Source organism: Streptomyces sp. NPDC029159 (assembly GCF_055564055.1).
In genome coordinates this window covers 235,524-259,708 of record NZ_JBVHWT010000010.1, presented here as the reverse complement: position 1 = coordinate 259,708, position 24,185 = coordinate 235,524, and the positions used below count along the sequence as shown (strand labels likewise).

The following is a 24,185-nucleotide window of genomic DNA, read 5'->3' as shown; positions in this document are numbered from 1 at the left end:
CCGGTGCGGTCCGGCCTTTCGGCTTTTCCGCGGTTCCAACCTTACCAGATCCGCTGGGCGTTTCCGGCCCCCTGTTGGAGCGGGGTTGGCCTTCTCGCTTTCGCTTTCCGGCCTTTCCGACTCTATCAGATCCGTTTCTCGCCGTTTCCGGTCCGAATTCGTTTCCGATTGCCCGTCGGAGGGGTTTGCCTCGGGCTGCTTACTTTCGTTTGCGGCGCCTTGGCGTGGTCACTACTTTAGCGGAATTCCCGGATAACCCGTAATCGAGCGGCGCGGTCGAATTTCGGCAACGTGAAAGTGACCCCGTTTGGGGAATCGAGCTTGAGTAGTGGTGGTGCCGCCGTCCGGCTGCGCAGATAGCGCTGCCCATCTCCAGCGGCTCGGGCTACGTTAGACGTTCCAGTTCCGCGAGTCAAGGAGCTGCGGTGCGGGTCACCTGGCCCCGGCGGTGCGGCGCCGCGGTACGTGTGGGCGGTAGCGGCTGACCGTCGGCTCGCCCTCGATCCAGTAGCGCCACGGATGGGCCGCGCCGTCGCCGCCCACGCCGGTGCGGGGGCCGTTCCGTACCTGCTCAGGGGCGGGTGGGCGGCCGTGGAGGACGGAGAGGGGGGCACCGGGGCCGGTGCAGAGGTCGGTGCCGTCGAGGGTGCGGTCGATGTCGAGGGCGGTGGCGAGGCGGGCCGGGCCCTGGGCCAGCTCGTGAGGGCGGCGGGCCTTGGGGCGGCGGGCCCGTGCCAGTTCCGTACCGGTGAGGATCTCCCCGGCTCGTACCAGGACTCCGCTCGCGTGGTGCTCGGGTCCGCAGACGAAGTTGAGGCTGAACCACATGCCGTAGATGAAATAGACGTACGCGTGGCCGGGCGGGCCGAACATCGAGGCGTTGCGTGGGGTGCGGCCCCGGTACGCGTGGGAGCCGGGGTCGCGTTCGCCGGCGTATGCCTCCACCTCGGTGAGGCGCAGTTCGATCGGGCCGTCCGGGGTCGTGCGCACGAGGGTGCGGCCGAGGAGATCGGGGGCGACCTCCAGGACGGGACGGTCGAAGAAGGCGTGCGTGAGCGGCATACGTTCCGGTACGTCGGTCATGTGCGCCGAGGGTAGTGCAGTGGGGAAGGGGGGTGGCGTGGCGCGGGCGGGCGTCCTTGGGAGGCTGGGCCCGGGAACCGGCGGTCGCCGGTTGCCGTCGACAGCGGGCGGCCATGATCACGGCTGCCGGAGCGAGGTCAGGCATCGTGCCTGGGGAGGACGGACATGGGGTTCAAGAAGCTGCTGGCGAGCATGGGGGCCGGAGGCGCGTCGGTGGAGACGGTTCTCTTCGAGGAGAACGTCGTACCCGGTGGCGTCGTTCAGGGCGAGGTGCGGATCCAGGGCGGGTCGGTGGCCCAGGAGATTCAGGGGCTGACGGTCGGGTTGCAGGCGCGCGTCGAGGTGGAGCGCGGCGACGAGGAGTTCAAGCGCAACGTCCAGTTCACCGAGGTGCAGCTCGGCGGGGCGTTCCAGGTGCAGGCCGGGGCGGTGCACACCGTGCCGTTCGGGCTGGAGATTCCTTGGGAGACGCCGATCACCACGTTCCTCGGGCAGCATCTGCGCGGGATGAGCGTGGGGGTGACGACGGAGCTGGCGATTGCGCGGGCGGTGGACTCCGGGGACCTCGACCCGGTGAACGTGCACCCGATCCCGGCGCAGCAGGCGATCCTCGACGCGTTCGGGCAGCTCGGGTTCCGCTTCAAGTCGGCCGACCTGGAGCAGGGGCACATCCGGGGGACGCGGCAGCGGCTGCCCTTCTACCAGGAGATCGAGTTCTCCGCGCCGCAGCAGTACCGCGGGCTCAACGAGGTCGAGCTGTCGTTCGTCGCCGACGACCGGGAGATGGACGTGGTGCTGGAGATGGACAAGAAGGGCGGGCTGATCAGCGACGGGTCGGACACGTACCGGTCGTTCACGGTGGGGCTGCACGACTTCCAGCAGACCGATTGGGCGGGGTATCTCCACCACTGGCTGGCCGAGGTCGGCGGGAAGCGGAACTGGCTCTAACCTGGCCGGACAGTGTCAGCAAGCGACCAGGAGGTGTCGAGGTGTCCGAGCTGAAGCGGCGACCGCTCCCGCACGATTTCCACCCGCAGGTACCGGAGTTCACGGTGGCCAGCGACGAGGTGGCGCCGGGCGGGACGCTGGGTTCCGCGCAGGTGTACGCCGAGGGCAACCGTTCGCCGCAGCTGCGGTGGGAGGGTGCGCCCGCGGGGACGAAGAGTTACGCCGTCACCTGCTTCGATCCGGATGCGCCGACCGGCAGCGGTTTCTGGCACTGGTCGGTGTTCGACATCCCGGCATCGGTGACGGAGCTGCCGGCGGGTGCCGGGTCCGGTGCGATGGAGGGGCTGCCCGAGGGCGCGGTCCACGTCCGTAACGACTACGGGACACGGGACTTCGGCGGTGCCGCGCCGCCGCCCGGGGACGGTCCGCACCGGTACGTCTTCACGGTGTACGCGGTCGACCAGGACAAGCTGGGGCCCGACGGCGATGCGTCGCCCGCGGTCGTCGGCTTCAATCTGCGGTTCCACACGCTCGGCCGGGCCCAGTTGGTGGCCGAGTTCGAGGTGCCTGCGGAGGGCTGAGGCCCGTAATTGCGTTGCGCCCCGGTGTTCCTCGCACGCAGGGTGGTTCCGGTCGGTGGCCCCTTTCGGGCCGCCGGGCAGCCGGTACCGCTGCGGCGGGAGCACCGGGGCGCAGGTGTGTCGCCCCTGCTCGCCGGGGGTCGGGCGCGTGGTGCGTCCGGTCGCCTCGCCGGTCGCCGTACGCTCCGGATCCGAGCGGTACACGGGGGTGGGATCCGGGGCGCACTCCCCCTTTGTCCGCCCGCTGCGTGGGCCGCGCCCGGGTGTCATACGTCCTTGCCGCCCGTGGTGTTCCGGGCTCTTCGCGCACCCGGCGGGTCGCCTTCGCTTCGTTCGCCGATCACCCGTCATTTCCCTTGTGGCAGGGGAAATTGCGTTGTGGCGGGAAATGCTTCCCCTGCACAGTGGAGCCACTTCGCCGCGGGGCGAACGGGCCGGGAGGTGGGCGGGATGCGCGAGACGCTGGTGCTCAACGCGAGCTTCGAGCCGCTGTCGACGGTGACGTCGCGTCGGGCCGTGGTGCTGGTGATGCAGGAGAAGGCCGTCGTCGAGCACGCGCATCCGGGGCTGCGGATCCGGGCCGCTTCGGTGGAGGTGCCGGTGCCGCAGGTGATCCGGCTCAGCCGGTACGTACGGGTGCCGTTCCGGAGATGGGCGCCGTGGTCGCGGCGGGGTGTGCTGGTGCGGGATCAGCACCGGTGCGCGTACTGCGGGCGGCGGGCGACGACCGTCGATCACGTCGTGCCGCGCTCGCACGGCGGCGGTGACACCTGGCTGAATACCGTCGCTTCCTGTGCGGAGGACAACCACCGGAAGGCGGACCGTACGCCGGAGCAGGCCGGGATGCGGCTGCTGCGGCGGCCGTTCGAGCCGACGCCCGCGGAGGCGATGCTGTCGGCGCTCGGGGTGTCCGTGCGCGAGGAGCTGCCGGAGTGGGCGTCGCCTGCGGCGTGACGCCCGGGCGCGGGGGCCGTCGTGGGCAGGTGCCTCAGCGGACGAGCTGGACGATGGCCACCACGCCGACGAGGACGATGACGGTACGCAGGACGGCGGGCGGCAGCCGGCGGCCGATGGTCGCGCCGATACGGCCGCCGAGGACCGAGCCGGTGGCGAGGAGGGCGACGGCCGTCCAGTCGAAGTGGGCGACGAAGAGGAAGAGCACCGCGGCGACGCCGTTGACCAGCAGGGTGAGGACGTTCTTGAGGGCGTTGAGCCGCTGCAGGCCCTCGTCGAGCACCAGGCCCGTCATCGAGAGGTAGAGGACGCCCTGGGCGGCGCCGAAGTAGCCACCGTAGACGCTGGCCAGCAGCAGTCCGGTGAAGAGGACGGGGCCGCCGTGGCGGCGGGGTGCGGTGCCGTTGCGGGCCCTGCGGGCGCGGAGGGCGGTGGCGAGTCGGGGCTGGGCGACGACGAGGACGAGTGCCATGCCGACGAGGGCGGGGACGATCGCGTCGAAGGCCGTGGACGGCAGGGCGATCAGCAGGACCGCGCCGGCGGCGCCGCCGAGGAGGGCGGCGGTGCCGAAGAGGAGGATGCGGGGGCGCTGGCCGGTCAGTTCGCGGCGGTAGCCGAAGGCGCCGCTGAGTGAACCGGGCACCAGGCCGAGGGTGTTGGAGACGTTCGCGGTGACGGGCGGGAGGCCGACGGCGAGGAGCACCGGGAAGGTGATGAGGGTGCCGGAGCCGACGATGGTGTTGATCGTCCCGGCGCCGAGGCCCGCGGCGAGGACGGCGAGTGCTTCCCAGGTGGTCACGCAGTCCCCCGTGGTCGTCGGGTGTGGATGCGTCCGATCATGCAACAGGGGGTGCCTCCCCGGTCCGTGTGACCGGTGAGACACCCCCTGAGGGCAGGTGGGTCAGTCGATGGGCGGTGCCTGGCGGGGCGTCGGGGTCTTGACGAGCGGGTCCTTGCCGCCGCCGGGGGTGAAGTTGCCGAGGGCGCCGCCGAGGCCCTTGAGGGCGTCGCCGATCTCGCTGGGCACGATCCAGAGCTTGTTGGCGTCGCCTTCGGCGATCTTCGGAAGCATCTGGAGGTACTGGTACGACAGCAGCTTCTGGTCCGGGTCGCCGGCGTGGATGGACTCGAAGACCGTACGGATCGCCTGGGCCTCACCCTCGGCGCGGAGCGCGGCGGCCTTGGCCTCACCTTCGGCGCGGAGGATGGCGGACTGCTTCTCACCCTCGGCGGTCAGGATCTGGGACTGCCGGGTGCCTTCGGCCTGGAGGATGGCTGCGCGCTTGTCACGGTCGGCGCGCATCTGCTTCTCCATCGAGTCCTGGATGGAGGTCGGCGGCTCGATGGCCTTCAGCTCGACGCGGTTGACGCGGATGCCCCACTTGCCGGTGGCCTCGTCGAGGACGCCGCGCAGCGCCGCGTTGATCTCCTCGCGGGAGGTCAGGGTGCGCTCCAGGTCCATGCCGCCGATGATGTTGCGGAGCGTGGTGACGGTGAGCTGCTCGATCGCCTGGATGTAGCTGGAGACCTCGTAGGTCGCGGCGCGGGCGTCGGTGACCTGGTAGTAGATGACGGTGTCGATGTTGACGACGAGGTTGTCCTGGGTGATCACCGGCTGCGGCGGGAACGGCACGACCTGTTCGCGGAGGTCGATGCGGTTGCGGATCGAGTCGATGAACGGGACGACGATGTTGAGGCCCGCGTTGAGGGTGCGGGTGTAACGGCCGAAGCGCTCGACGATGGCGGCGCTCGCCTGGGGGATGACCTGGATCGTCTTGATGAGTGCGATGAACACGAGCACCACCAGGATGATCAGGACGATGATGATCGGTGCCACTGCGACTCCCGTGCCCTTCGTCTGGTCCTCCGGCCGTGGCCGGCTTGGGTGTTGATCGAGTCTTTCAGACTCGTGGTGCGTCGTCAGTGCGTTCCGGTCAGATGACCACAACGCTTTCCGGTCAGATCACCACGGCGGTGGCGCCTTCGATCTCCACGACGTCGACCTGGGATCCGGGTTCGTAGGCGCGGTCGCCGTCGAGGGCGCGGGCCGACCAGATCTCGCCGCCGAGCTTGATGCGGCCCCCGGCGCCGTCCACGCGCTCCAGGACGGTGGCGCTCTTCCCCTTGAGGGCGTCGATGCCGGAGGCGAGGACGGGTCGCTGGGTGCGGTGGCGGTTGGCGAGGGGGCGGACGACGGCGACGAGCGCGACGGAGACCGCGGCGAAGACGAGGAACTGTATGACGGTGCCGCCACCGAGCGCTGCGGTGACGGCACTTGCGACGGCGCCGACCGCGAACATCCCGAACTCGGGCATCGCGGTCACGACGAGCGGAATTCCCAGCCCCACGGCGGCGATCAGCCACCACACCCATGCGTCCACCGCTTCATGGTAGGGCGGGGGTGCTCCGCGGGAACAGGGCGTAAAGCGTCAGGAAAGGGGCAGTCCCTGGGCGGTCCAGCGGTCGCTGCCGTTCCGCTCGACGATCAGGGGGAGACCGAAGCAGCGGGAGAGGTTGGCGGAGGTCAGTTCGAGGTCGAGGGGACCGGCGGCGAGGACCTTGCCCTGACGGATCATCAGGACGTGGGTGAAGCCGGGGGCGATCTCCTCGACGTGGTGGGTGACCATCACCATCGAGGGGGCGTACGGGTCGCGGGCGAGGCGGCCCAGGCGGCGGACGAGGTCCTCGCGGCCGCCGAGGTCGAGGCCGGCGGCGGGCTCGTCGAGGAGGAGCAGTTCGGGGTCGGTCATCATGGCGCGCGCGATGAGGGTGCGCTTGCGCTCGCCCTCGGAGAGGGTGCCGAACTTCCGGTCGAGGTACTCGGTCATACCGAGGCGGTCGAGGAAGGCGCGGGCGCGCTGCTCGTCGATGTCCTCGTAGCTCTCCTGCCAGTGGGCGGTCATGCCGTAGGCGGCGGTGAGAACGGTCTGCAGGACGGTCTGGCTGCGGGGGAGCTTGTCGGCGAGGGCGATGCCGGCGATGCCGATGCGCGGGCGGAGGTCGAAGACGTCGACCCGGCCGAGGCGCTCGCCGAGGATGGTGGCGCTGCCCTTGGTGGGGAAGAGGTAGCTGGAGGCGAGGTTGAGCAGGGTGGTCTTGCCGGCGCCGTTGGGGCCGAGGATGACCCAGCGCTCACCCTCCTTCACCGACCAGGAGACCTGGTCCACCAGAGCCCGCCCTTCGCGGACCACGGATACGTCCACCAGCTCCAGCACATCGCTCATGAGTGCCCTGTCTCCCATTGCTTCTCGGTCGTCACGTGCGCCAGCGGGCGCGTCCCCCGTGCAAACCTACGCCACTCGATGTCAGTGCCGTTCCCTAGGCTGGGGGGCATGCTCGATGAACCTCGTTCGGGACGGCTGGCGGCATGGGGAAATGCCCTTTTGGCCGGACTTGTCTCGCTTGATGACGCCGCGGAGCGGATCGCGGACGACGACGCCGTGCACCGGGTGCGGGGCCTGCCGGGTGAGGCCGCGCCGGTGGGGCTGACGCTGGCGCTCGGCCGGCTGCGGGCGATGGGTGCGGTGGGGCTGCGGGTCGCGCTGCCCGCGCCGGGGCATCCGCTGGGGCTGAGCGGGCCGCCGGAGTTCAACGCCCGGGCGCTGGACGCCGGGGAGGCGGTGCTGGTCGCGGGCGCCGGCGTCGGTCTGGTGCCGGAGATACACCGGGCGGGGCCGGACGGCGGCGCCGGGCCGGACGTCCATGTCGAGGTGGTGTGGGAGTGCCTGCCGGTGCGGGAGGCGCCGCCCGCCGACGTGCCGTCGCTGGGCGAGGCGGAGCGGGAGCTGGCGGAGGCGCTGCGGGAGGCGACCGAGGTGCTGACGCGGCTGGACGTGGCCGGTTCCGGGCCGGTGGCCCAGGCCGCGCTGGAGGCGTACCGGGCGCGGGCCGAGGCCGGGCGCCAGGTGCTGGCGCCCGGATATCCGCCGCGTGCGGTGCGGGTGCTGGAGCTGGCGCAGCGGGTGGGCGCGCTGCTCGCCATCGCACGGGGCGCGGGCGGGGACGGCCGGGAGCACGGCGGTGCGGTCAGCTCGTCGGAGATCGCGGCCCGCGCGCAGGCGCTGCGTCCGGTGGAGCGTACGGCCCGGCGGGCGCAGGTCGCGGCGTACAACGCGGCGGTGGAGGAGCGGGAGCGGCGGGGGTGAGTGCCGGTCCGGGCCGGGCCGGGGTGGGCGACTGCCTGTTCCCGGTGCGGTTCGCGGCGTACCGGTCCGGTGGCGCGTACCGGACCGGTGGCTCGGTGAGCGGTCAGCCGCCCACCCCGTGGCGGACCGCCCAGAGGGCGGCCTGGGTGCGGTCGGCGAGGTCCAGCTTCATGAGGATGTTGGAGACATGGGTCTTGACGGTCTTCTCGGAGAGGACGAGCGCGCGGGCGATCTCGCGGTTGGAGCGTCCGTCGGCGATCAGGCCGAGCACCTCGCCCTCCCGCTCGGTGAGCGTGGTGCCGCGGCCCTGACCGTTGCCGCCCTCGTCCTGGGTGAGGAGGGCGCCGGCCACCTCCGGCTGGAGCAGCACATGTCCGGCGTGGACGGAGCGGATGGCGCCGGCCAGTGCCTCGGGGTCGATGTCCTTGTAGACATAGCCGGCGGCCCCGGCGCGCAGGGCGGGGACGACGGTGCGCTGTTCGGTGAAGCTGGTGACGATCAACACCCGGGCGGGGTTGGTCAGTTCGCGCAGGGTGCGCAGCGCCTCGATGCCGTCCGTGCCGGGCATCTTGACGTCCATCAGGACGACGTCGGGGCGGAGCCGTTCGGCGGCGGCGATGCCTTCCGTGCCGTCGGCCGCCTCACCTACCACCTCGATGTCGTCCTGGATCTCCAGGAACGTCCGCAGCCCGCGGCGGACCACCTGGTGGTCGTCGACCAGCAGCACCCGGATGGTGCCGGTGCCGCCCGCGGGGTCCGTGGGGGCCTCGGCGGCGTCGGGGGCGGGGGCGGCGCCCGGGGGGACGCGGCGCGGCTCGCGGCCGTCGCGCTGTTCGTCCCGGTTGCCGATTCCGGTGTTCTCAGCCACCGGGCACCTCCATCTCTACAGCGGTGCCCTGGCCGGGCTCCGATTTCACGGTGAGCACGCCACCGACGCCGTTGGCGCGGTCGCGCATCGACACCAGACCCAGGTGGCGGCCGGCCGTCCGGACCGCGCCGGGGTCGAAGCCGCAGCCGTCGTCGGCGATCCGGAGCAGTGCGCCCTGGCCGTGCCGGGCGAGGGTGACGTCGACGCGCTCGGCGCCACTGTGCCGCAGCGCGTTGTGCAGCGCCTCCTGGGCGACGCGGAGCAGCGCCTCCTCCTGGGAGGAGGGCAGGGCGCGGACGCCCTGGGCGCCGAAGGTGACGCGGGCGGTGTGGGCACGGTCGAGGACCTGCGCCTGGGAGCGGAGGGTGGCGATCAGCCCGTCCTCGTCGAGGGCGGCGGGGCGCAGCTCGACCACGGCGGCGCGCAGTTCGTCGGCGGCCTCGGCGGCCAGTGCGGCGACCTGGTGCAGCTCGCACTTGGCGCGGTCCGGGTCGCGGTCGACGAGCGCGGTGGCGGCCTGGGCGGTGAGCCGGAGCGAGAAGAGCTTCTGGGCGACGGCGTCGTGCAGCTCGTGGGCGAGGCGGGCGCGCTCCCCCGCGATGGTCAGCTCGCGGCTGCGTTCGTAGAGGCGGGCGTTGGTGAGGGCGATGGCGGCGTGCTGGGCGAGGATGCCCAGGAGGCGTTCGTCCTCGGCGGTGAAGCCGCAGCCGCCGGCCGGTTTGGGGCAGCGCTTGTTGGCGAGGAAGAGGGCGCCGAGGATCTCGTCGCCGTCGGCGACCGGCAGGCCGATGAAGTCGGACATGTCGGGGTGGGCGGCGGGCCAGCCGCCGAAGCGGGGGTCCTTGCGGACGTCGGCGAGACGCTCGGGGGTGGCGTGGTGGAGCATCGCGGCGAGGATGCCGTGCTGGCGGGGCAGCGGGCCGATGGCCTTCCACTGCTCCTCGCTGACGCCGTCCACCACGAACTGCGCGAAGCCGCCGTGGTCGTCGGGCACGCCGAGGGCGGCGTATTCGGCGTCGAGCAGTTCCCGGGCCGAGGCGACGATCGTCTTGAGGACGTCGCGCACCTCCAGATGCCGGCTCATCGCGAGGATCGCGCTGCTCACCGCGGGGATTCCGGCTCCCGGTCCGTTGGTCATACGTTTCACGGTACCGGCGCCCGGCGAGGGGTGTATCGGTCCGCCGCCGCGCCGGTCCTCGGTCTCCGGACCTAGGCAAGCCGTCGCCATTTCCGGCTTAACGGTCATTTTTCACCTTAGATTCAAACAGCGCCTAGTCCCCTATATAGGGACACTCCGCGCACATCCTTACTCATCCCCTCTCCCCCGCGGTGCGGATCACGCCGAAGTCCGCGGATTCGGCGGTCCGCGCCCCGGGAGGACGTCCGCGGTTCCAGACTCGGCGCATGACAGAAGCGACGAGGACCTGGACCCCGACCCATGGCGACCCCTACCGAGGCGTTCCGTACCGTCCCGCGCGGATACCGGCGGCGGAGTCGCTCGCCCGCGCGGCGGAGCTGCGGGAGCGGATGGATCAGAGGCGGACCGTGCGGCAGTTCTCCACCGACCCGGTGCCCGAGCAGGTCGTCCGGGACGCCATCGCCTGTGCGGCGACCGCGCCGTCCGGGGCGCATCAGCAGCCGTGGACATTCGTCCTGGTCAAGGACCCGGACGTACGGCGGCGGATCCGGGCGGCGGCGGAAGAGGAGGAGCGCGTCTCCTACGAGGGGCGGCTGGGCGAGGAGTGGCTGGCCGCGCTGCGCCCGCTGGGGACGGACGAGGTGAAGCCGCATCTGACCGATGCGCCGTATCTGATCGTGGTGTTCCAGCAGCGGCACTGGCTGGGCGAGGACGGCAGCAAGCGCAAGCACTACTACGTCGACGAGTCGGTGGGCATCGCGGTCGGGATGCTGCTGTCCGCACTGCATCTGTCGGGGCTGGCGGCACTGGTGCACACGCCGAGCCCGATGCGGTTCCTGCAGGAGGTTCTGGGGCGTCCGGCCAACGAGAAGGCGTTCGCCGTGATCCCCGTGGGATACCCCGCCGAAGAGTGCGAAGTGCCGGATTTGATCCGAAAGTCCCTTGACCAGGTCCTGGTCGAGATCTGAGGCCCTGCAGCCTCATACGTACTGTGCAAATGCGATCACACCCGGCGAAGCAAACCTCGCCCGGGTGTGACGCCGCGCATAGGGCCCAGGTCACCTACGACCCGCTTTAGTCGCCCGGCAAACCCTCATGAGCTGGGCGTCTCCCCCGGTGGAGGCCTCACATGGCACCCCGGTTCCACTATTCCGGGTCGTATGTCACCTCATTGCCCGGCGAATTTACGGCCGCTAAGAATGGCTCCCGTCGCTCGGCGCCGCGGTCTCCACCCGGCGTTCTCCGCCACCGACGGCCCCCGGCGACGTCCCCCTTTTCGGAAGGTCTACTTCGCCATGCCCAAGCACGCCCTTTTCGGCCTTGACCGCCTGACGCGGACCCACAAGCTCTCCGCCGCCGGCATCGCCGCGGCCGGTGCCGCCGCCCTCGCCTTCACCGTCGTACCGGGCGCGGACGCCGGGCAGAGCACCGGACGGGCCGCGGCCGCCGCCCACGTGCAGCCGGTCGCCTTCAGCAGCACCGTCGGCACCGCGGCGCAGACCCAGCAGGCCACCATCGCCAGGCAGGCGGACGCCTCCACCAAGGCCGGCCAGGCCGAGGCCGCCGCCAAGGCCAAGGCTGCCGCGAAGGCCAAGGCCGAGGCCGCAGCGAAGGCGAAGGCCGCCAAGGAGCGCGCCGTGCAGCAGACCGCCAGCCGCTCCACCGACCGTGCCGTGCTGCCCGTCGCCGCGAAGACCCCGGCCAAGACCTACTCGAACAACCTCGACGGCTGGATCCGCCAGTCGCTCGACATCATGGCCGACAAGGGCATCCCCGGCTCGTACGACGGCATCTACCGGAACATCATCCGGGAGTCCGCGGGCAACCCGATGGCCATCAACAACTGGGACATCAACGCCGTCAACGGCGTGCCCTCCAAGGGCCTGCTCCAGGTGATCGCCCCGACCTTCCAGAGCTACCACGTCGACGGCACCTCCTGGGACATCTACGACCCGGTCGCCAACATCACCGCCGCCTGCAACTACGCGGCCGACAAGTACGGCTCGATGGACAACGTCAACTCCGCCTACTGAGCGGACCGCGTCCGACCGCCGAGGGGCGGCACCCGATCACGGGGGCCGCCCCTCGGCGGTGGTGCGTCACGGACGCCGGGTCACTTGCGCATGACCTCCGGCTCGTGGCGGCGCAGCAGGCGGGCCACGACGAACGCGAGGGCGACGCCGAGCGTGACCAGGATGATCATGTCCATCACGTAGACGCCGGTCTGGTGCTGCCACAGCGGATCGGGGTTGGCGGGCGTCCCCTTGGCCGGGTTGGCCGGCTCCCACGGCAGCAGACGGTTCATGTCGGCGGTCGCGCCCATCGCGGCGACGGCCCAGCGCGACGGCATCAGCCAGGAGAACTGCGCCACGCCGATCGTGTCGAACAGCTGGAAGAGCACGCCGGTGAAGACGACCTGGACGATGGCGAACATGACCAGCAGCGGCATGGTCTTCTCGGCGGTCTTGACCAGCGCGGAGATGATCAGGCCGAACATCATCGAGGTGAAGCCGAGCGCGATGATCGCCAGCGTCATCTCGACGCCCGGCATGTTGCGGAAGATCACGCCCTCCGCGGGCATCGTCCGCGTGGCGAAGCCGATCACCGAGATGATCACGCCCTGGAAGGCGGTGGCCACGCCCAGAACGATCACCTTGGACATCAGATACGCCGACCGCGACAGGCCGGTGGCCCGTTCGCGCTCGTAGATGACCCGCTCCTTGATCAACTCACGGACGGAGTTGGCGGCGCCGGAGAAGCACATGCCGACCGCGAGGATCAGCATGATCGTGGAGGCGTCGCGGTTGGCGCCGTGCCGGTTCTCCGGCCCGTACCCGAAGCCGTAGTCGCTGGGGATCAGCATCGAGACGATGCCGAGGACCGCGGGCAGCGCCAGCATCAGGACCAGGAAGCCGCGGTCGGAGGCGAGCACCGAGACATAGCGGCGCATCAGCGTCCACAGCTGGGAGCCCCAGCTCTGGGATTGCTGCATCCGGGCGGGCGGCGACTGGATCTGCACCGACTGCGGGGCGACCGCGTCGATGTCCGCCGCGTACATCTGGTAGTGCGGGGAGCCGCGCCAGCGGCCCATCCAGTCGTAGTCGCGGTAGTTCTCGAACGCCGAGAAGACGTCGGCCCAGGAGTCGTACTGGAAGAAGTTCAGTGCCTCCTCCGGCGGACCGAAGTAGGCGACGCCCCCGCCCGGCGCCATGACCAGCAGCTTGTCGCAGATGGCCAGCTCGGCGACGGAGTGCGTGACGACCAGGACGGTACGGCCGTCGTCGGCGAGGCCGCGCAGCAGCTGCATGACGTCGCGGTCCATGCCCGGGTCGAGGCCGGAGGTCGGCTCGTCGAGGAAGATCAGCGACGGCTTGGTCAGCAGCTCCAGGGCGACCGAGACGCGCTTGCGCTGGCCGCCGGAGAGCGAGAAGACCTTCTTGTCCCGGTGCACATGGAGCTTCAGCTCGTGCAGCACCTCGTCGATCCGCGCCTCGCGCTCGGCCTCCGCGGTGTCCCCGGGGAAGCGGAGCTTGGCGGCGTAGCGCAGCGCCTTCTGGACGGTCAGCTCCTTGTGGAGGATGTCGTCCTGCGGGACCAGACCGATGCGCTGGCGCAGTTCGGCGAACTGCTTGTAGAGGTTCCGGTTGTCGTAGAGGACGTCGCCCTCGTTGGCGGGGCGGTAGCCGGTGAGCGCCTTGAGGAGGGTCGACTTGCCGGAGCCGGACGGGCCGATGACCGCGATCAGCGACTTCTCCGGGACGCCGAACGAGACGTCCTTGAGGATCTGCTTGCCGCCGTCGACGGTGACCGTGAGGTGGCGGGCCGAGAAGGAGACGTCGCCGGTGTCGACGAACTCCTCCAGCCGGTCGCCGACCAGGCGGAACGTGGAGTGACCGACGCCGATGATGTCGTTCGGGCCGATGGCGGCGGAGCCGGACCTGGGGACCGGCTGACCGTTGACGTAGGTGCCGTTGTGGCTGCCGAGGTCACGGATCTCGAAGCGGCCGTCGGGGGTGGCGTGGAACTCCGCGTGGTGGCGGGAGACCTGGAGGTCGGAGACGACCAGCTCGTTCTCCAGCGCACGACCGATGCGCATCACCCGGTCGAGTTCCAGACGGTGGAACGTGGTGGGGTTGCGGTCGCCGCCCTGCGGGGCGGGCTGCTGCCGGTCCTGCTGCGGCGGGACGTAGGGCTGACCGGCACCGGCGGGCGGCTGGTGCCCCTGCGCGACGGGCGGCTGCTGCCAGCCCTGCGCGGCGGCCTGCTGCGGCGCCGCGGCGGGCGCGCCGTAGGCGCCGGCGCCCTGGGCGGCGGCGCCCTGGGCGGCGGCCGGTGCGGCGGCGCCCGACAGGGTGATCCGCGGGCCGTCGGTCGCGTTGCCGAGGTGGACGGCCGAACCGGCGCCTATCTCCGTCTGCTGGATCCGCCGGCCCTGGACGTACGTGCCGTTGGTGCTGCCCTGGTCTTCGATGACCCAGCTGTGTCCGGCCCACCGCACGACGGCGTGACGCCAGGAGACCCTGGCGTCGTCGAGCACCATGTCGCCCTGCGGATCACGGCCCACGATGTAGGACCGGGACGGATCGAGCGTCCAGGTCCTACCGTTCAATTCCAGTACGAGTTCAGGCACTCCACGCCCCATTACATAGTCCCCCGAGTGACGCCCTGTATGGGAATCCAGGGATGGCGAACATCGTGGGGAACTATTTCAGGCTCGGCCCGCCTACCGGAAACTGGGACGCGGGCCCGGCGCGGACCGCGAACAGGAGGCCCGTACGGCGACGCGGACGGCACCCGTCAAACCACACGGGAGCGGCGAAACCGTGCACCGCAACCGGCCGCGGAGCGCTCTGTTCCAGCCGCCGGGAGGGGTTCGACGGGCCGGAAAGGGATGCGGACACGAGTCCATAACGATCAGCTGCGGGGCGGCCCGGAGGCCGTCCGGACGGGGTCGGGGAGCCCGTTCCACGGCTGGTCGCAGGGGGTCCGTAAGCGTGATCGGGGCGCCGTGTGCGGCGGTCCGGACAACGGACAGGTGTACGGGCGAACGCGCCGGGCGGTTACCGTAAAGGCACCATGAGCGCATCGCAGATCCCGCCTGCCACCGCCGTACCGGGCGATGACGTACCGACCCTCCTCGTGAAGATCTTCGGGAAGGACCGGCCCGGCATCACCGCAGGTCTCTTCGACACCCTCGCCGCCTACTCCGTCGACGTCGTCGACATCGAACAGGTCGTGACCCGTGGCCGCATAGTGCTGTGCGCCCTGGTCACCGCGCCCGCCACCGGGGCCGAGGGAGCCTCCGAGGGCGGCCTGCGGGCCACCGTCCACAGCTGGGCCGATTCGCTGAACCTCCAGGCCGAGATCATCTCCGGCCGGGGCGACAACCGTCCGCGCGGCACCGGACGCTCCCACGTCACCGTGCTGGGCCATCCGCTGACCGCCGAGTGCACCGCCGCGATCACCGCCGCCATAACGTCCAGCGGCGGCAACATCGACCGTATTTTCCGGCTCGCCAAGTACCCGGTGACGGCCGTGGAGTTCGCAGTGTCCGGCGCCGCCACCGACGCGCTGCGCTCCGTACTGGCACCGGAGGCGGCCCTCCTCGGCGTCGACATCGCCGTGGTGTCGGCGGGGCTCCAGCGCCGGGCGCAGCGGCTGGTCGTCATGGACGTCGACTCGACGCTGATCCAGGACGAGGTCATCGAGCTGTTCGCGGCGCACGCCGGATGCGAGGCGGAGGTCGCCGAGGTCACCGCGCGGGCGATGCGCGGTGAGCTGGACTTCGAGCAGTCACTGCACGCCCGGGTCGCACTGCTGGCCGGCCTCGACGCGTCCGTCGTGGAGACGGTACGCAAGGAGGTCCGGCTCACGCCGGGCGCCCGCACCCTCGTCCGCACCCTCAAGCGGCTCGGCTACCAGGTCGGCGTCGTCTCCGGCGGATTCACGCAGGTCACCGACGCGCTCCAGGAAGAACTGGGGCTGGACTTCGCCGCCGCCAACACCCTGGAGGTCGCGGACGGAAAGTTCACCGGCAAGGTGACCGGCGAGATCGTGGACCGGGCCGGCAAGGCGCGGCTGCTGCGCAGCTTCGCGCAGCAGGCCGGGGTGCCGCTGGCACAGACCGTCGCCATCGGCGACGGCGCCAACGACCTGGACATGCTCAACACCGCGGGCCTCGGCGTCGCCTTCAACGCCAAGCCGATCGTCCGCGAGGCCGCACACACCGCCGTGAACGTGCCCTTCCTCGACACCGTGCTCTACCTGCTGGGCATCACACGGGAAGAGGTGGAGGCGGCGGAGACGCATGTGGGGTGAGGGGGTGGGGTGAGGGGGCGGGCCGAGGGTGTGAGGGCTTGCGGGGCTCGGGGGCGTTGGGGTCCCGAGCCCTGTTGGGGGCCCTCCCCCTCCCCCACCCTCCCTCTCCCCCAAGCGGTCAGCTCGTCGGCGCCTGTGGTTCGTCAGCGCCGCGCCCCCGGGCCCTGCGGGCCTCACTCGTGGGGCGGCCAGTACGCGGTGAGGCGGCCCACGCCGTGCTCGACGGACTTCCAGGAACCGTTGAACTCGATGACGGCCATGGTCGACGTCGGGAATCCGCCGCGGTTCATGCGCGCCAGCAGATCTCCTTCCGCCTCGCCCGCCAGCGCGTCGGCGAGTGCGTGTACTCCGGGGTTGTGGGCGACCACGAGCAGGTTGGTCACTTCGTCGGAGGTCTCGTTGAGCACCGCGATCAGTTCGCCGAGCGAAGCCTCGTAGAGCCGCTCGTCGTAGACGGTCTTGGGGCGCTGGGGCAGTTCGCCGACGAAGAGCTTCCAGGTCTCACGGGTGCGGGCGGAGGTTGAGCAAAGAGTGAGATCGGGGGTGATCCCGGCTCCGGCCAGCCGTCGTCCGGCTGCCGGGGCGTCCATCCGGCCGCGGTCGGCGAGCGGGCGCTCGTGGTCGCTCTCTTGTGTCCATTCGGCTTTTGCGTGTCGGAGGAGGACGATCCGGCGAGGTGTATCGGCGCTCATGGTTCCCAGCTTCGCATGAAAGGCGGCGCGGGGCGCGGGGTGTTGGGAGGCTCCCTCCGGGGTGTGACCGCGCTCCGGCGACGGGGTGAGCGAAGCCCCGCGGCGGGTCAGACGGAGAGGGTACGGGCCGCTATCTCCAGCAGGCGCGTCGCCGCGGTGGGTGTCGGCGCGGCGGAGGTCACCGGCAGGGCGAGCAGGAGCGCGAAGGTGGCGACCGGGAGTGCCAGCGCCCACCACGGCGGCTGTCTCCGCACGGCCTCGGCGCGCGGCGCGGGCCGGGCGGCGTCGTGCCGGGGCACGGGGCCGGCGGTGCAGCGGGACGCGGTGGACATGATCGCCTCCGTGACGGGTCGAAGTGCGCCGCAGGTGGGGCGCGCACCGCGGGGTGCGGTGTTCTTCGAAGGTACGGGGGACGGGTGGGCGTTCCTATCCGGGAAATCCCCCACTGATCCCTGAGGCTGATCCCCTAGGGGATCTCGATCACCGGCCGGTCGGGGCTCGTCCGCGACCGGCCGCCGATCGGGCCACGCCGACGGGTCGTGCCGGAGCTGCGCCGGACTCGTCCGTCGTCGTCCGGGCGGAGGGGCATACGCCCCGTCCTGGCGGAGGCGGCACACACCACGCCCGCGCACCGAAGCACCCGCCGCCGAGCCCGCCGCCCCACCGCCGGCGCCCCATTTCACCAGCTCGGGCGCGCCCCGCAGGCCGCGCCCGTCCCGTCAGTTGGCCGCGATGCTGGCCACGACGGCGATGACGACGGTCACGGCGAGCATCACGCCGAGGACGGTGAGCAGCTTCTTCTGGCCACCCTGGGGATTGGGTTCGAGTACAGGCATGGGGTCAGTGTCGCACTCAGGTCTCGTCCTCGATGCGGCGGTCCCGTCCGGCGAGTACGCCGACCGCGATCTGCGGCACCATCAGGCTCGCCATCAGCGCGATCGGGAGGCCCCAGCCGCCGCTGTGCTGGTAGAGGGCGCCGACGAGGAGGGGCCCCGGGATGGAGATGAGGTAGCCGACGCACTGGGCGAAGGCGGAGAGCTTGACGACACCGGCGGCGCTGGTGGCGCGCATGCCGATCATGGTGAGGGCCAGCGGGAAGGCGCAGTTGGAGACGCCCATGAGGAAGGCCCAGAGCCAGGCGCCGGAGGCGGGGGCGAGCCAGAGGCCGGTGTATCCGGCGAGTCCGCAGAGGCCGAGGCCCGCGGCGAGCGGCCCTTGGTGGCGCATCCGGGTGGCGAGGCGCGGCAGGACGAAGGAGAGCGGCACGCCGAGGGCCATGGTGACGGCGAGCAGGAGGCCCGCGGTGCCGGCGGAGACCCCGGCGTCGCGGAAGATCTGCGGCATCCAGCCCATGGTGATGTAGGCGGCGGTGGCCTGGAGGCCGAAGAAGACGGCGAGGGACCAGGCGGTCGGGGAGGTGGCGATGCGGATCGGCCGGTCCTCGGTGCGGGTGGCGGCGCCGGCCGCGGGGGTGGCGGCACGGCGGCGCAGGACGAGGGCCCAGGGCAGTACCGCGGCGACGGCGAGGGCGGCCCAGATGGCGAGGCCGGGTTGCCAGCCGCCGACGGCGGCGGTCAGGGGGACGGCCGTGGCGGCGGCGAGGGAGGTGCCGAGGGCCAGGGCCATGGAGTAGATGCCGGTCATCGGGCCGACGCGGTCGGGGAACCAGCTCTTGATGACGACGGGCAGGAGGACGTTGCTGACCGCGATGCCGGCGAGGGCGAGGGCGCTGGCGGTGAGGAAGCCGGCGGTGTTGCCGGTGAAGGGGCGTACGGCGACGCCGACGGCGATGGCGGCCATGCCGGCGCAGACGACGGCGCCGGGGCCCAGGCGTCTGGCCAGTCGGGGCGCGCCGATGCCGAAGGCGGCGAAGCAGAGTGCGGGGACGGAGGTGAGGAGTCCGGCGACGGTGCCGCTCATGCCGAGTCCGGCGCGGACCTCCTCCATGAGGGCGCCGAGGCTGGTGATGGCGGGGCGGAGGTTGAGGGCGGCGAGGACGAGTCCGGCGATGACGACGCCGTTGAGCCAGCGGGGTGGGGTGGGTGCGGGGCGGTCGTCGTCGGCCGTGGGGGCGGTGGCCGGTAGGGGGGTGCCGTCCGGTGCGGGGCGGTCGGCGGCGCGGAGTGTCGCCAGGTCGTCGTCTGCCATGGCCACATCATAGAATCATAGGATGATTGCCTGTCCAGTTGCCGGCGGTCACCCCTTCCCGGGCGCCTCGCCCGGTACGGTCCCGGTGGCGCCGCCCGCCGCCCCTCCCCCGTACCCCGGAGCACCGCCATGCCCCTGACCTCCCCCCGCCGCTCCGCGCTGGCGGATCAGGTGATCGCGCAGTTCCGTGCCCAGATCACCTCGGGCGAATGGCCCGTAGGCGCACGCATCCCCACCGAACCGGAGCTGGTCGAGCAGCTCGGGGTGGCCCGTAACACCGTGCGGGAGGCCGTACGGGCGCTGGCGCACAACGGACTGCTGGACATCCGGCAGGGTTCCGGCACGTTCGTGGTGGCCACCAGTGAGCTGGCCGGGGTGATGAACCGCCGGTTCGCCGACGCCGACCCGGGGCACGTCGCCGAGGTACGCAGTGCGCTGGAGGCGTCGGCGGCGCGGCTGGCCGCCCGCCACCGCACCGCACACGACCTGCGGCAACTCGATGCGCTGCTGGAACGCCGGGAGCGGGCCTGGGAGTCGGGGGCGGCGGACGCGTTCGTCGAGGCGGACGCGACGCTGCACATGGCGGTGGTGGCGGCCTCGCACAACGACGTACTGGCGGAGATCTACGCCGATCTCGGCGGTGTGCTGCGCGACTTCCTCCGCGCCGATGTCGGCGCGGAGCTGCGGCCGGAGTCCCATATGGACCATGCGCGGCTGGTCGAGGCGATCCGGGCGGGCGACGCCGAGCGGGCCGCCGCCGAGGCGAGCACCCTGCCGTTCGGCTGCCGGGCGACGTGCGGGACACCCGCCGAAGCCTCCCCCGGGCCGTCCGCCCCGTAAAACGCGTCCTGCCCGCCCCGGCGGACCGGAACGGGCAGGAGGCACGGCGGACACGGACGGCTGACGCGGGGTCAGGGCGCGTCCGGGCGCCGGCTGGTGCGGGTGGGTGTGTCAGGCACCCATCATGTGGACGCCGCCGTCGACGTGCACGATCTCACCGGTGGTGCGGGGGAAGAAGTCGGACAGCAGGCCGACGACGCCGCGGCCGGCGGGCTCCGGGTCGGTCAGCTCCCAGCCGATCGGGGCGCGGTGGTTCCACACGTCCGCCAGCTCCTCGAAGCCGGGGATGGACTTGGCGGCCATCGACTTGATCGGACCGGCCGAGACCAGGTTGCAGCGGATGCCCTTGGGGCCGAGGTCGCGCGCCAGGTAGCGGTTGGTGCTCTCCAGCGCCGCCTTGGCCACGCCCATCCAGTCGTACTTCGGCCAGGCGATCTGCGCGTCGAAGGTGAGGCCGACGAGGGCGCCGCCGTTCTCCATCAGCGGCAGGCAGGCCATGGCCAGCGCCTTGTACGAGTACGCGGAGACGTGGACGGCGGTGCCGACGTCCTCCCAGTCCGCCGCCAGGAAGTTGAAGGCGCCCTGGGGGCCGAAGGCGATGGAGTGGACGATGCCGTCGAGGCGGGCGTCCTCGCCCTGGTGCTCGCGGATCTTGTCGGCGAGACCGTCCAGGTGCTCCTGGTTGGTGACGTCCAGCTCGATGACCGGCGCCTCCTTGGGGAGCCGCTTGGCGATCCGCTCGACGAGGGAGAGACGGCCGAAGCCGGTGAGGATGACCTCGGCGCCCTCGTTCTGGGCGACCTTGGCGGCCTGGAACGCGATCGACGACTCGGTCAGCACGCCGGTGACCAGAATGCGCTTGCCTGCGAGGATTCCACTCATGCTGATCAGTGACCCATGCCCAATCCGCCGTCCACGGGAATGACGGCTCCGGTGATGTACGCGGCCTCGTCGGAGGCCAGGAAGCGAACCGAGGCGGCGATCTCCTCGGGCTGCGCGTAGCGCGCCAGCGGCACCTGCTTCACGATGCCCTCCCGCTGCTCGTCGGTGAGCGCACGGGTCATGTCGGTGTCGACGAACCCGGGGGCCACGACGTTGACGGTGATGTTACGGCTGCCCAGCTCCCGGGCGAGCGAGCGGGCGAAGCCCACCAGGCCCGCCTTGGAGGCGGCGTAGTTCGCCTGGCCCGCGCCGCCGAGCAGGCCGACCACGGACGAGATCAGCACGACGCGTCCCTTACGGGCCCGCAGCATGCCGCGGTTGGCGCGCTTGACCACCCGGAAGGCGCCGGTGAGGTTGGTGTCGAGGACGGAGGTGAAGTCCTCCTCGGACATCCGCATCAGCAGCTGGTCGCGGGTGACACCGGCGTTGGCCACCAGCACCTCGACCGTGCCGTGCTTCTCCTCGATCTCCTTGTACGCCTGCTCCACCTGCTCGGCGTCCGTGATGTCGCACTTCACGGCCAAGAACCCCTCGGGGGGCTCGCCCGACCGGTAGGTGATGGCGACCTTGTCGCCGGCCTCGGCGAAGGCACGGGCAATGGCGAGGCCAATGCCGCGGTTGCCTCCGGTGACCAGAACCGAGCGGCTCACGAGATCACCCTTTCGTTTCCTGATCCATCCTGCGTTCGGTACGAAACTATCGGTCACCGGGCCCGTACGGAGAATCGAGGCCGCACAGGGGCGGTGCGCCGTCCCTGTCGGGTCCCTACAGAAGTGGCCGTCCGCGGCGCCTGCGGCGACCGCTGCTCCGCTCCTCCGACGCCCGGTGCGGACGGCCGTGTGGTGGATCCCTCCAATCGTCACCCGACGGGCGGACGACGGGTGGAGCGCGCCCCCGGGCGGGCCCCACCGCGGGGCGGGCGGCGGCGCCCGCCCCGGGCCCGTACGGAGGGTGGTCCGGGGAGGCGAGGGCGGTGGGCGGGCAGCGAATAGACTGTCGCCTCGTCCTCCCGTACGGGAACCACAACCGATCAGGAACGCCATGACACGCCTCGGCGAATCCGTCGCCCGCGCCACGACCCTGCTCTCCGCCGACCTCTCCACGGACGCCACCGTCCAGGAGCTGCTCCGGGAGACGGGCGCGCGGCGCTATCTCGACCTGACGGACCTGCCGCCGAAGGAGCAGGCGGCGCTGATCGCCGGGCGCGCCGTCGAGGTGTTGCCGGGTGTGGAGAAGCTGGCGGAGCGGATCGAGGAGCGCCGGGCGGCCGGCGGGGGTCTCCACATCAAGCTGGGCATCGACCCGACTGCGACCGATGTGCACCTCGGGCACGCGGTGCCGCTGATCGTGCTGAGCCGGTTCCAGCGGCTGGGCCACTCCGTCACGCTGATCATCGGTGACTTCACCGCCAAGATCGGTGACCCGTCGGGCCGGACCGCCGAGCGGCCGCCGCTGACCGACGAGGACATCGCGGCCAACCTCGCCACCTACCGCGAGCAGGTCCGCCCGTTCTTCGACTTCGAGAACGTCAGCTTCCGGCAGAACAGCGAGTGGCTGGCGCCGTACACCTTCCCGGAGCTGCTGTCGCTGCTCTCGCAGGTCCCGGCCTCGCAGCTGCTGCAGCGCGAGGACTTCCGCAACCGGCTTGCGGCCGGCTCCGGTCTGACGATGACGGAGCTGCTGTACCCGATCGCGCAGGCCCTGGACTCGGTGGCGCTGGCGTGCGACGTCGAGCTGGGCGGCTCGGACCAGCTGCTCAACCTGCAGATGGGCCGCAAGCTGATGGAGCTGCGCGGGCAGCAGCCGCAGCTGGTCGTGACGATGCCGCTGATCGAGGGCACGGACGGCACCGGCGCCAAGATGTCGAAGTCGAAGGGGAACTACGTCGGTCTCGGCGCCCCCGCCGACGACGTCTTCGGCAAGATCATGTCGGTGCCGGACCGGCTCATGGAGCCGTACCTCAAGGCATGGACGGAGTGGACCGACGACGAGATCACCCTCGCCCTCAAGCGGGTCGAGGAGCGGTCGCTGCACCCGATGGATCTGAAGAAGATCCTCGCGGGCGAGGTCGTGACCGCGCTGTACGGCCTGGAGGCGGCGATGGCCGCGCGGGCCGGTTTCACCGCGCAGTTCTCCAAGAAGTCGTTCACGGACGTCGGTTCGCTGCCCGCAGTCGACCTCGCGGCGCACGGCGCGGAGAGCGTCGCGGCGGTGCTGACGAAGGTCCTGGAGTTCACGCCGAGCGCCTCGGCGGCCCGGCGGCTGGCGAAGCAGAACGCGCTGAAGCTGGTCGTCGAGGGTGCCGACGGGCAGCAGACCGTGGTGATCGCCGAGGCGGACGCGGTGCGGCCGCTCGCCGAGGTGGTGGCCGAGGCCCCGGCCGGTGAGGGCGTGTACCTCAAGGCGGGCCGCAAGCTCGCCAAGGTCGACGGCGTCTGACGGGCCCCGCTCCGCCGCTCCGGACGGCCGGTACGCCTACCGCGTACCGGCCGTCCGTGCGTTTCCGGCCCGGCCGTGCGCGGTCCGCGGCCGGGCGGGTCAGGTGCGGTGGCCGTGTTTCTTGCCGCGTACGGCGGCCCAGAAGCGGTCACCGATGGCGACGATGATGATCGCGCCGATCAGCTGGAGGATGTGGCGGATCCAGTCGATGCCCCGGGTGTCGTTGACGCCGAGGCCGGTGGCGGCCCAGTTGCCCAGGACGCTGCCGATCAGACCGCAGATCACCGTCAGCCAGAGCGGAAGGTGCTGTTTGCCGGGGAGGATGGCCTTGGCGATCAACCCCAGGATCAGACCGACGATGAGGGCCCACAACCAATTCATGTCGCCTCCTGGTTCGGCGCGGGAGCGGACCGTGCCCCGCCAGTGTCACGCCGCCCCCGCCGTGCCGCACGCGGAGCCGGCGTGCGGGCGGCGCGGGCCGGACTCCGGTGGCCGCCCCGGTCTCGTCGGCGGCGCGGGGGCGGCGTACCGTATCAGTGTCCGGAATCGGGGAGAATCCGGCAGGACTCCGGTCGCGTCCGCGCCGGCCCGCCCGCCCCGCGGCGTACAGCAGGGCACTCGGACACGACCGGAACAGATGGTGGAGCGGGATGCGGAAGCAGAGCAGCGGTGAGACCTTCCGGATCACGGGCGCCCGCCGAGGGCTGTCGGAGGATGTCCGCGGGCGGCAGCGACGCTATGTGATCTCGATGTCCGTGCGGACGCTCGCCGTGGTCCTCACCGTCGTGCTGTGGAACGTCGAACGGCCGATCGCCATCGCCACCCTGATCCTGGGCTTCGCGCTGCCATACGTCGCGGTGGTCATCGCCAACGCGGGCCGGGAGAACGTGACCTCGCTGCCGTCGACGTTCGTCGCCGCACCGACACGTCCGGCGCTCGCGGCCGGTGGCGGCGGTGCCGCGACGGCCGATCCGCGGGACGAAGCGCCGTCACCGGACGCGGACGGCCGGCGCGCCTCCACCGACTGACCTGCGACGATCCGCGAGCGGAAGCCTCGCGGCGCGGGCAAGCTCAAGAAAACCTCAGATC

Annotated in this window: 25 protein-coding genes; 10 read left to right on the top strand and 15 right to left on the bottom strand. The window is 71.5% G+C overall.

From position 1 onward, the window contains the following. Window positions 1-432: 432 nt before the first annotated feature. The gene (locus ACZ4U4_RS21155) at window positions 433-1,083 is read right to left on the bottom strand and encodes a DNA-3-methyladenine glycosylase (protein ID WP_467876452.1); all 651 of its coding nucleotides are present in this window, start codon (window positions 1,081-1,083) and stop codon (window positions 433-435) included. 165 nt (window positions 1,084-1,248) lie between these two features. On the opposite strand from ACZ4U4_RS21155, the gene ACZ4U4_RS21150 reads away from it, so the two are divergent. From ACZ4U4_RS21150 to ACZ4U4_RS21140, 3 genes are all read left to right on the top strand, one after another. Further along, window positions 1,249-2,031, top strand: a complete 783-nt coding sequence (locus ACZ4U4_RS21150; protein WP_467876449.1) for a sporulation protein — start codon at window positions 1,249-1,251, stop codon at window positions 2,029-2,031. A gap of 41 nt (window positions 2,032-2,072) precedes the next feature. Beyond that, window positions 2,073-2,612 carry a YbhB/YbcL family Raf kinase inhibitor-like protein gene (locus ACZ4U4_RS21145; RefSeq protein ID WP_467876446.1) on the top strand — a complete coding sequence of 180 codons (540 nt, stop codon included), beginning with the start codon at window positions 2,073-2,075 and terminating at the stop codon, window positions 2,610-2,612. Between the two features lie 450 nt (window positions 2,613-3,062). Continuing rightward, complete coding sequence (locus tag ACZ4U4_RS21140; protein WP_391647674.1) at window positions 3,063-3,566, top strand: HNH endonuclease; 504 nt, start codon at window positions 3,063-3,065, stop codon at window positions 3,564-3,566. Between the two features lie 34 nt (window positions 3,567-3,600). Here the strand turns inward: ACZ4U4_RS21140 and ACZ4U4_RS21135 are convergent, their stop codons facing one another. The 4 genes from ACZ4U4_RS21135 to ACZ4U4_RS21120 form a co-directional block, all read right to left on the bottom strand. Further along, the gene (locus ACZ4U4_RS21135; RefSeq protein ID WP_467876443.1) at window positions 3,601-4,365 is read right to left on the bottom strand and encodes a sulfite exporter TauE/SafE family protein; all 765 of its coding nucleotides are present in this window, start codon (window positions 4,363-4,365) and stop codon (window positions 3,601-3,603) included. A gap of 102 nt (window positions 4,366-4,467) precedes the next feature. Further along, entirely contained in the window at window positions 4,468-5,403 is a 936-nt protein-coding gene (locus ACZ4U4_RS21130; protein ID WP_467876440.1) for an SPFH domain-containing protein, read from the bottom strand. A 121-nt stretch (window positions 5,404-5,524) separates the two neighbouring features. Continuing rightward, on the bottom strand, window positions 5,525-5,935 hold the full coding sequence (locus ACZ4U4_RS21125; RefSeq protein WP_345085010.1) for an NfeD family protein: 411 nt from the start codon (window positions 5,933-5,935) through the stop codon (window positions 5,525-5,527). A 60-nt stretch (window positions 5,936-5,995) separates the two neighbouring features. Beyond that, window positions 5,996-6,808 (bottom strand): ABC transporter ATP-binding protein, encoded by an 813-nt coding sequence (locus tag ACZ4U4_RS21120; RefSeq protein ID WP_467876437.1) that lies wholly within the window; start codon window positions 6,806-6,808, stop codon window positions 5,996-5,998. A 90-nt stretch (window positions 6,809-6,898) separates the two neighbouring features. Between ACZ4U4_RS21120 and ACZ4U4_RS21115 the strand changes: the two genes are divergently transcribed. Next, on the top strand, window positions 6,899-7,711 hold the full coding sequence (locus ACZ4U4_RS21115; RefSeq protein ID WP_467876434.1) for a hypothetical protein: 813 nt from the start codon (window positions 6,899-6,901) through the stop codon (window positions 7,709-7,711). A gap of 103 nt (window positions 7,712-7,814) precedes the next feature. On the opposite strand, the gene ACZ4U4_RS21110 is transcribed toward ACZ4U4_RS21115, so the two are convergent. Continuing rightward, entirely contained in the window at window positions 7,815-8,444 is a 630-nt protein-coding gene (locus tag ACZ4U4_RS21110) for a response regulator (protein WP_467876469.1), read from the bottom strand. 127 nt (window positions 8,445-8,571) lie between these two features. Beyond that, window positions 8,572-9,717, bottom strand: coding sequence for a GAF domain-containing sensor histidine kinase (locus tag ACZ4U4_RS21105; RefSeq protein ID WP_467876432.1), 1,146 nt, complete (start codon window positions 9,715-9,717; stop codon window positions 8,572-8,574). A 266-nt stretch (window positions 9,718-9,983) separates the two neighbouring features. Here ACZ4U4_RS21105 and ACZ4U4_RS21100 point away from each other — a divergent pair, with 266 nt between their 5' ends. Both ACZ4U4_RS21100 and ACZ4U4_RS21095 read left to right on the top strand, forming a co-directional pair. Continuing rightward, window positions 9,984-10,685 (top strand): nitroreductase family protein, encoded by a 702-nt coding sequence (locus tag ACZ4U4_RS21100; RefSeq protein ID WP_467876428.1) that lies wholly within the window; start codon window positions 9,984-9,986, stop codon window positions 10,683-10,685. A gap of 327 nt (window positions 10,686-11,012) precedes the next feature. Next, window positions 11,013-11,750, top strand: coding sequence for a transglycosylase SLT domain-containing protein (locus ACZ4U4_RS21095; RefSeq protein WP_467876425.1), 738 nt, complete (start codon window positions 11,013-11,015; stop codon window positions 11,748-11,750). An 80-nt stretch (window positions 11,751-11,830) separates the two neighbouring features. Here ACZ4U4_RS21095 and ACZ4U4_RS21090 read toward each other — a convergent pair whose 3' ends face one another. After that, a complete protein-coding gene (locus tag ACZ4U4_RS21090) occupies window positions 11,831-14,359 on the bottom strand; it encodes an ABC transporter ATP-binding protein/permease (protein ID WP_467876422.1) in 2,529 nt (842 codons plus the stop codon). A 434-nt stretch (window positions 14,360-14,793) separates the two neighbouring features. Between ACZ4U4_RS21090 and serB the strand changes: the two genes are divergently transcribed. Then, window positions 14,794-16,035: a phosphoserine phosphatase SerB gene (gene serB / locus ACZ4U4_RS21085; protein WP_467876419.1), complete on the top strand. Its 1,242-nt coding sequence runs from the start codon at window positions 14,794-14,796 to the stop codon at window positions 16,033-16,035. Between the two features lie 173 nt (window positions 16,036-16,208). On the opposite strand, the gene ACZ4U4_RS21080 is transcribed toward serB, so the two are convergent. The 4 genes from ACZ4U4_RS21080 to ACZ4U4_RS21065 form a co-directional block, all read right to left on the bottom strand. Further along, window positions 16,209-16,727, bottom strand: coding sequence for a SixA phosphatase family protein (locus ACZ4U4_RS21080; RefSeq protein WP_467876416.1), 519 nt, complete (start codon window positions 16,725-16,727; stop codon window positions 16,209-16,211). 107 nt (window positions 16,728-16,834) lie between these two features. Further along, window positions 16,835-17,059, bottom strand: coding sequence for a hypothetical protein (locus ACZ4U4_RS21075; protein WP_467876413.1), 225 nt, complete (start codon window positions 17,057-17,059; stop codon window positions 16,835-16,837). Window positions 17,060-17,446: 387 nt separating this feature from the next. Continuing rightward, window positions 17,447-17,563: an SGM_5486 family transporter-associated protein gene (locus ACZ4U4_RS21070; RefSeq protein WP_251076762.1), complete on the bottom strand. Its 117-nt coding sequence runs from the start codon at window positions 17,561-17,563 to the stop codon at window positions 17,447-17,449. A 16-nt stretch (window positions 17,564-17,579) separates the two neighbouring features. After that, entirely contained in the window at window positions 17,580-18,875 is a 1,296-nt protein-coding gene (locus ACZ4U4_RS21065; protein WP_467876410.1) for a CynX/NimT family MFS transporter, read from the bottom strand. 129 nt (window positions 18,876-19,004) lie between these two features. Here ACZ4U4_RS21065 and ACZ4U4_RS21060 point away from each other — a divergent pair, with 129 nt between their 5' ends. Next, window positions 19,005-19,715: a FadR/GntR family transcriptional regulator gene (locus tag ACZ4U4_RS21060; protein ID WP_467876407.1), complete on the top strand. Its 711-nt coding sequence runs from the start codon at window positions 19,005-19,007 to the stop codon at window positions 19,713-19,715. Between the two features lie 111 nt (window positions 19,716-19,826). Here ACZ4U4_RS21060 and fabI read toward each other — a convergent pair whose 3' ends face one another. Next, entirely contained in the window at window positions 19,827-20,597 is a 771-nt protein-coding gene (gene fabI, locus ACZ4U4_RS21055) for an enoyl-ACP reductase FabI (RefSeq protein ID WP_467876404.1), read from the bottom strand. A gap of 5 nt (window positions 20,598-20,602) precedes the next feature. Further along, window positions 20,603-21,307 carry a 3-oxoacyl-[acyl-carrier-protein] reductase gene (fabG, locus tag ACZ4U4_RS21050; protein ID WP_345082641.1) on the bottom strand — a complete coding sequence of 235 codons (705 nt, stop codon included), beginning with the start codon at window positions 21,305-21,307 and terminating at the stop codon, window positions 20,603-20,605. A 391-nt stretch (window positions 21,308-21,698) separates the two neighbouring features. Between fabG and tyrS the strand changes: the two genes are divergently transcribed. Beyond that, on the top strand, window positions 21,699-23,096 hold the full coding sequence (gene tyrS / locus ACZ4U4_RS21045) for a tyrosine--tRNA ligase (RefSeq protein ID WP_467876400.1): 1,398 nt from the start codon (window positions 21,699-21,701) through the stop codon (window positions 23,094-23,096). 99 nt (window positions 23,097-23,195) lie between these two features. On the opposite strand, the gene ACZ4U4_RS21040 is transcribed toward tyrS, so the two are convergent. Next, window positions 23,196-23,477: a GlsB/YeaQ/YmgE family stress response membrane protein gene (locus tag ACZ4U4_RS21040; RefSeq protein WP_467876398.1), complete on the bottom strand. Its 282-nt coding sequence runs from the start codon at window positions 23,475-23,477 to the stop codon at window positions 23,196-23,198. A gap of 269 nt (window positions 23,478-23,746) precedes the next feature. Between ACZ4U4_RS21040 and ACZ4U4_RS21035 the strand changes: the two genes are divergently transcribed. Then, window positions 23,747-24,124 (top strand): DUF3099 domain-containing protein, encoded by a 378-nt coding sequence (locus tag ACZ4U4_RS21035; protein ID WP_467876396.1) that lies wholly within the window; start codon window positions 23,747-23,749, stop codon window positions 24,122-24,124. Window positions 24,125-24,185 lie beyond the last annotated feature (61 nt).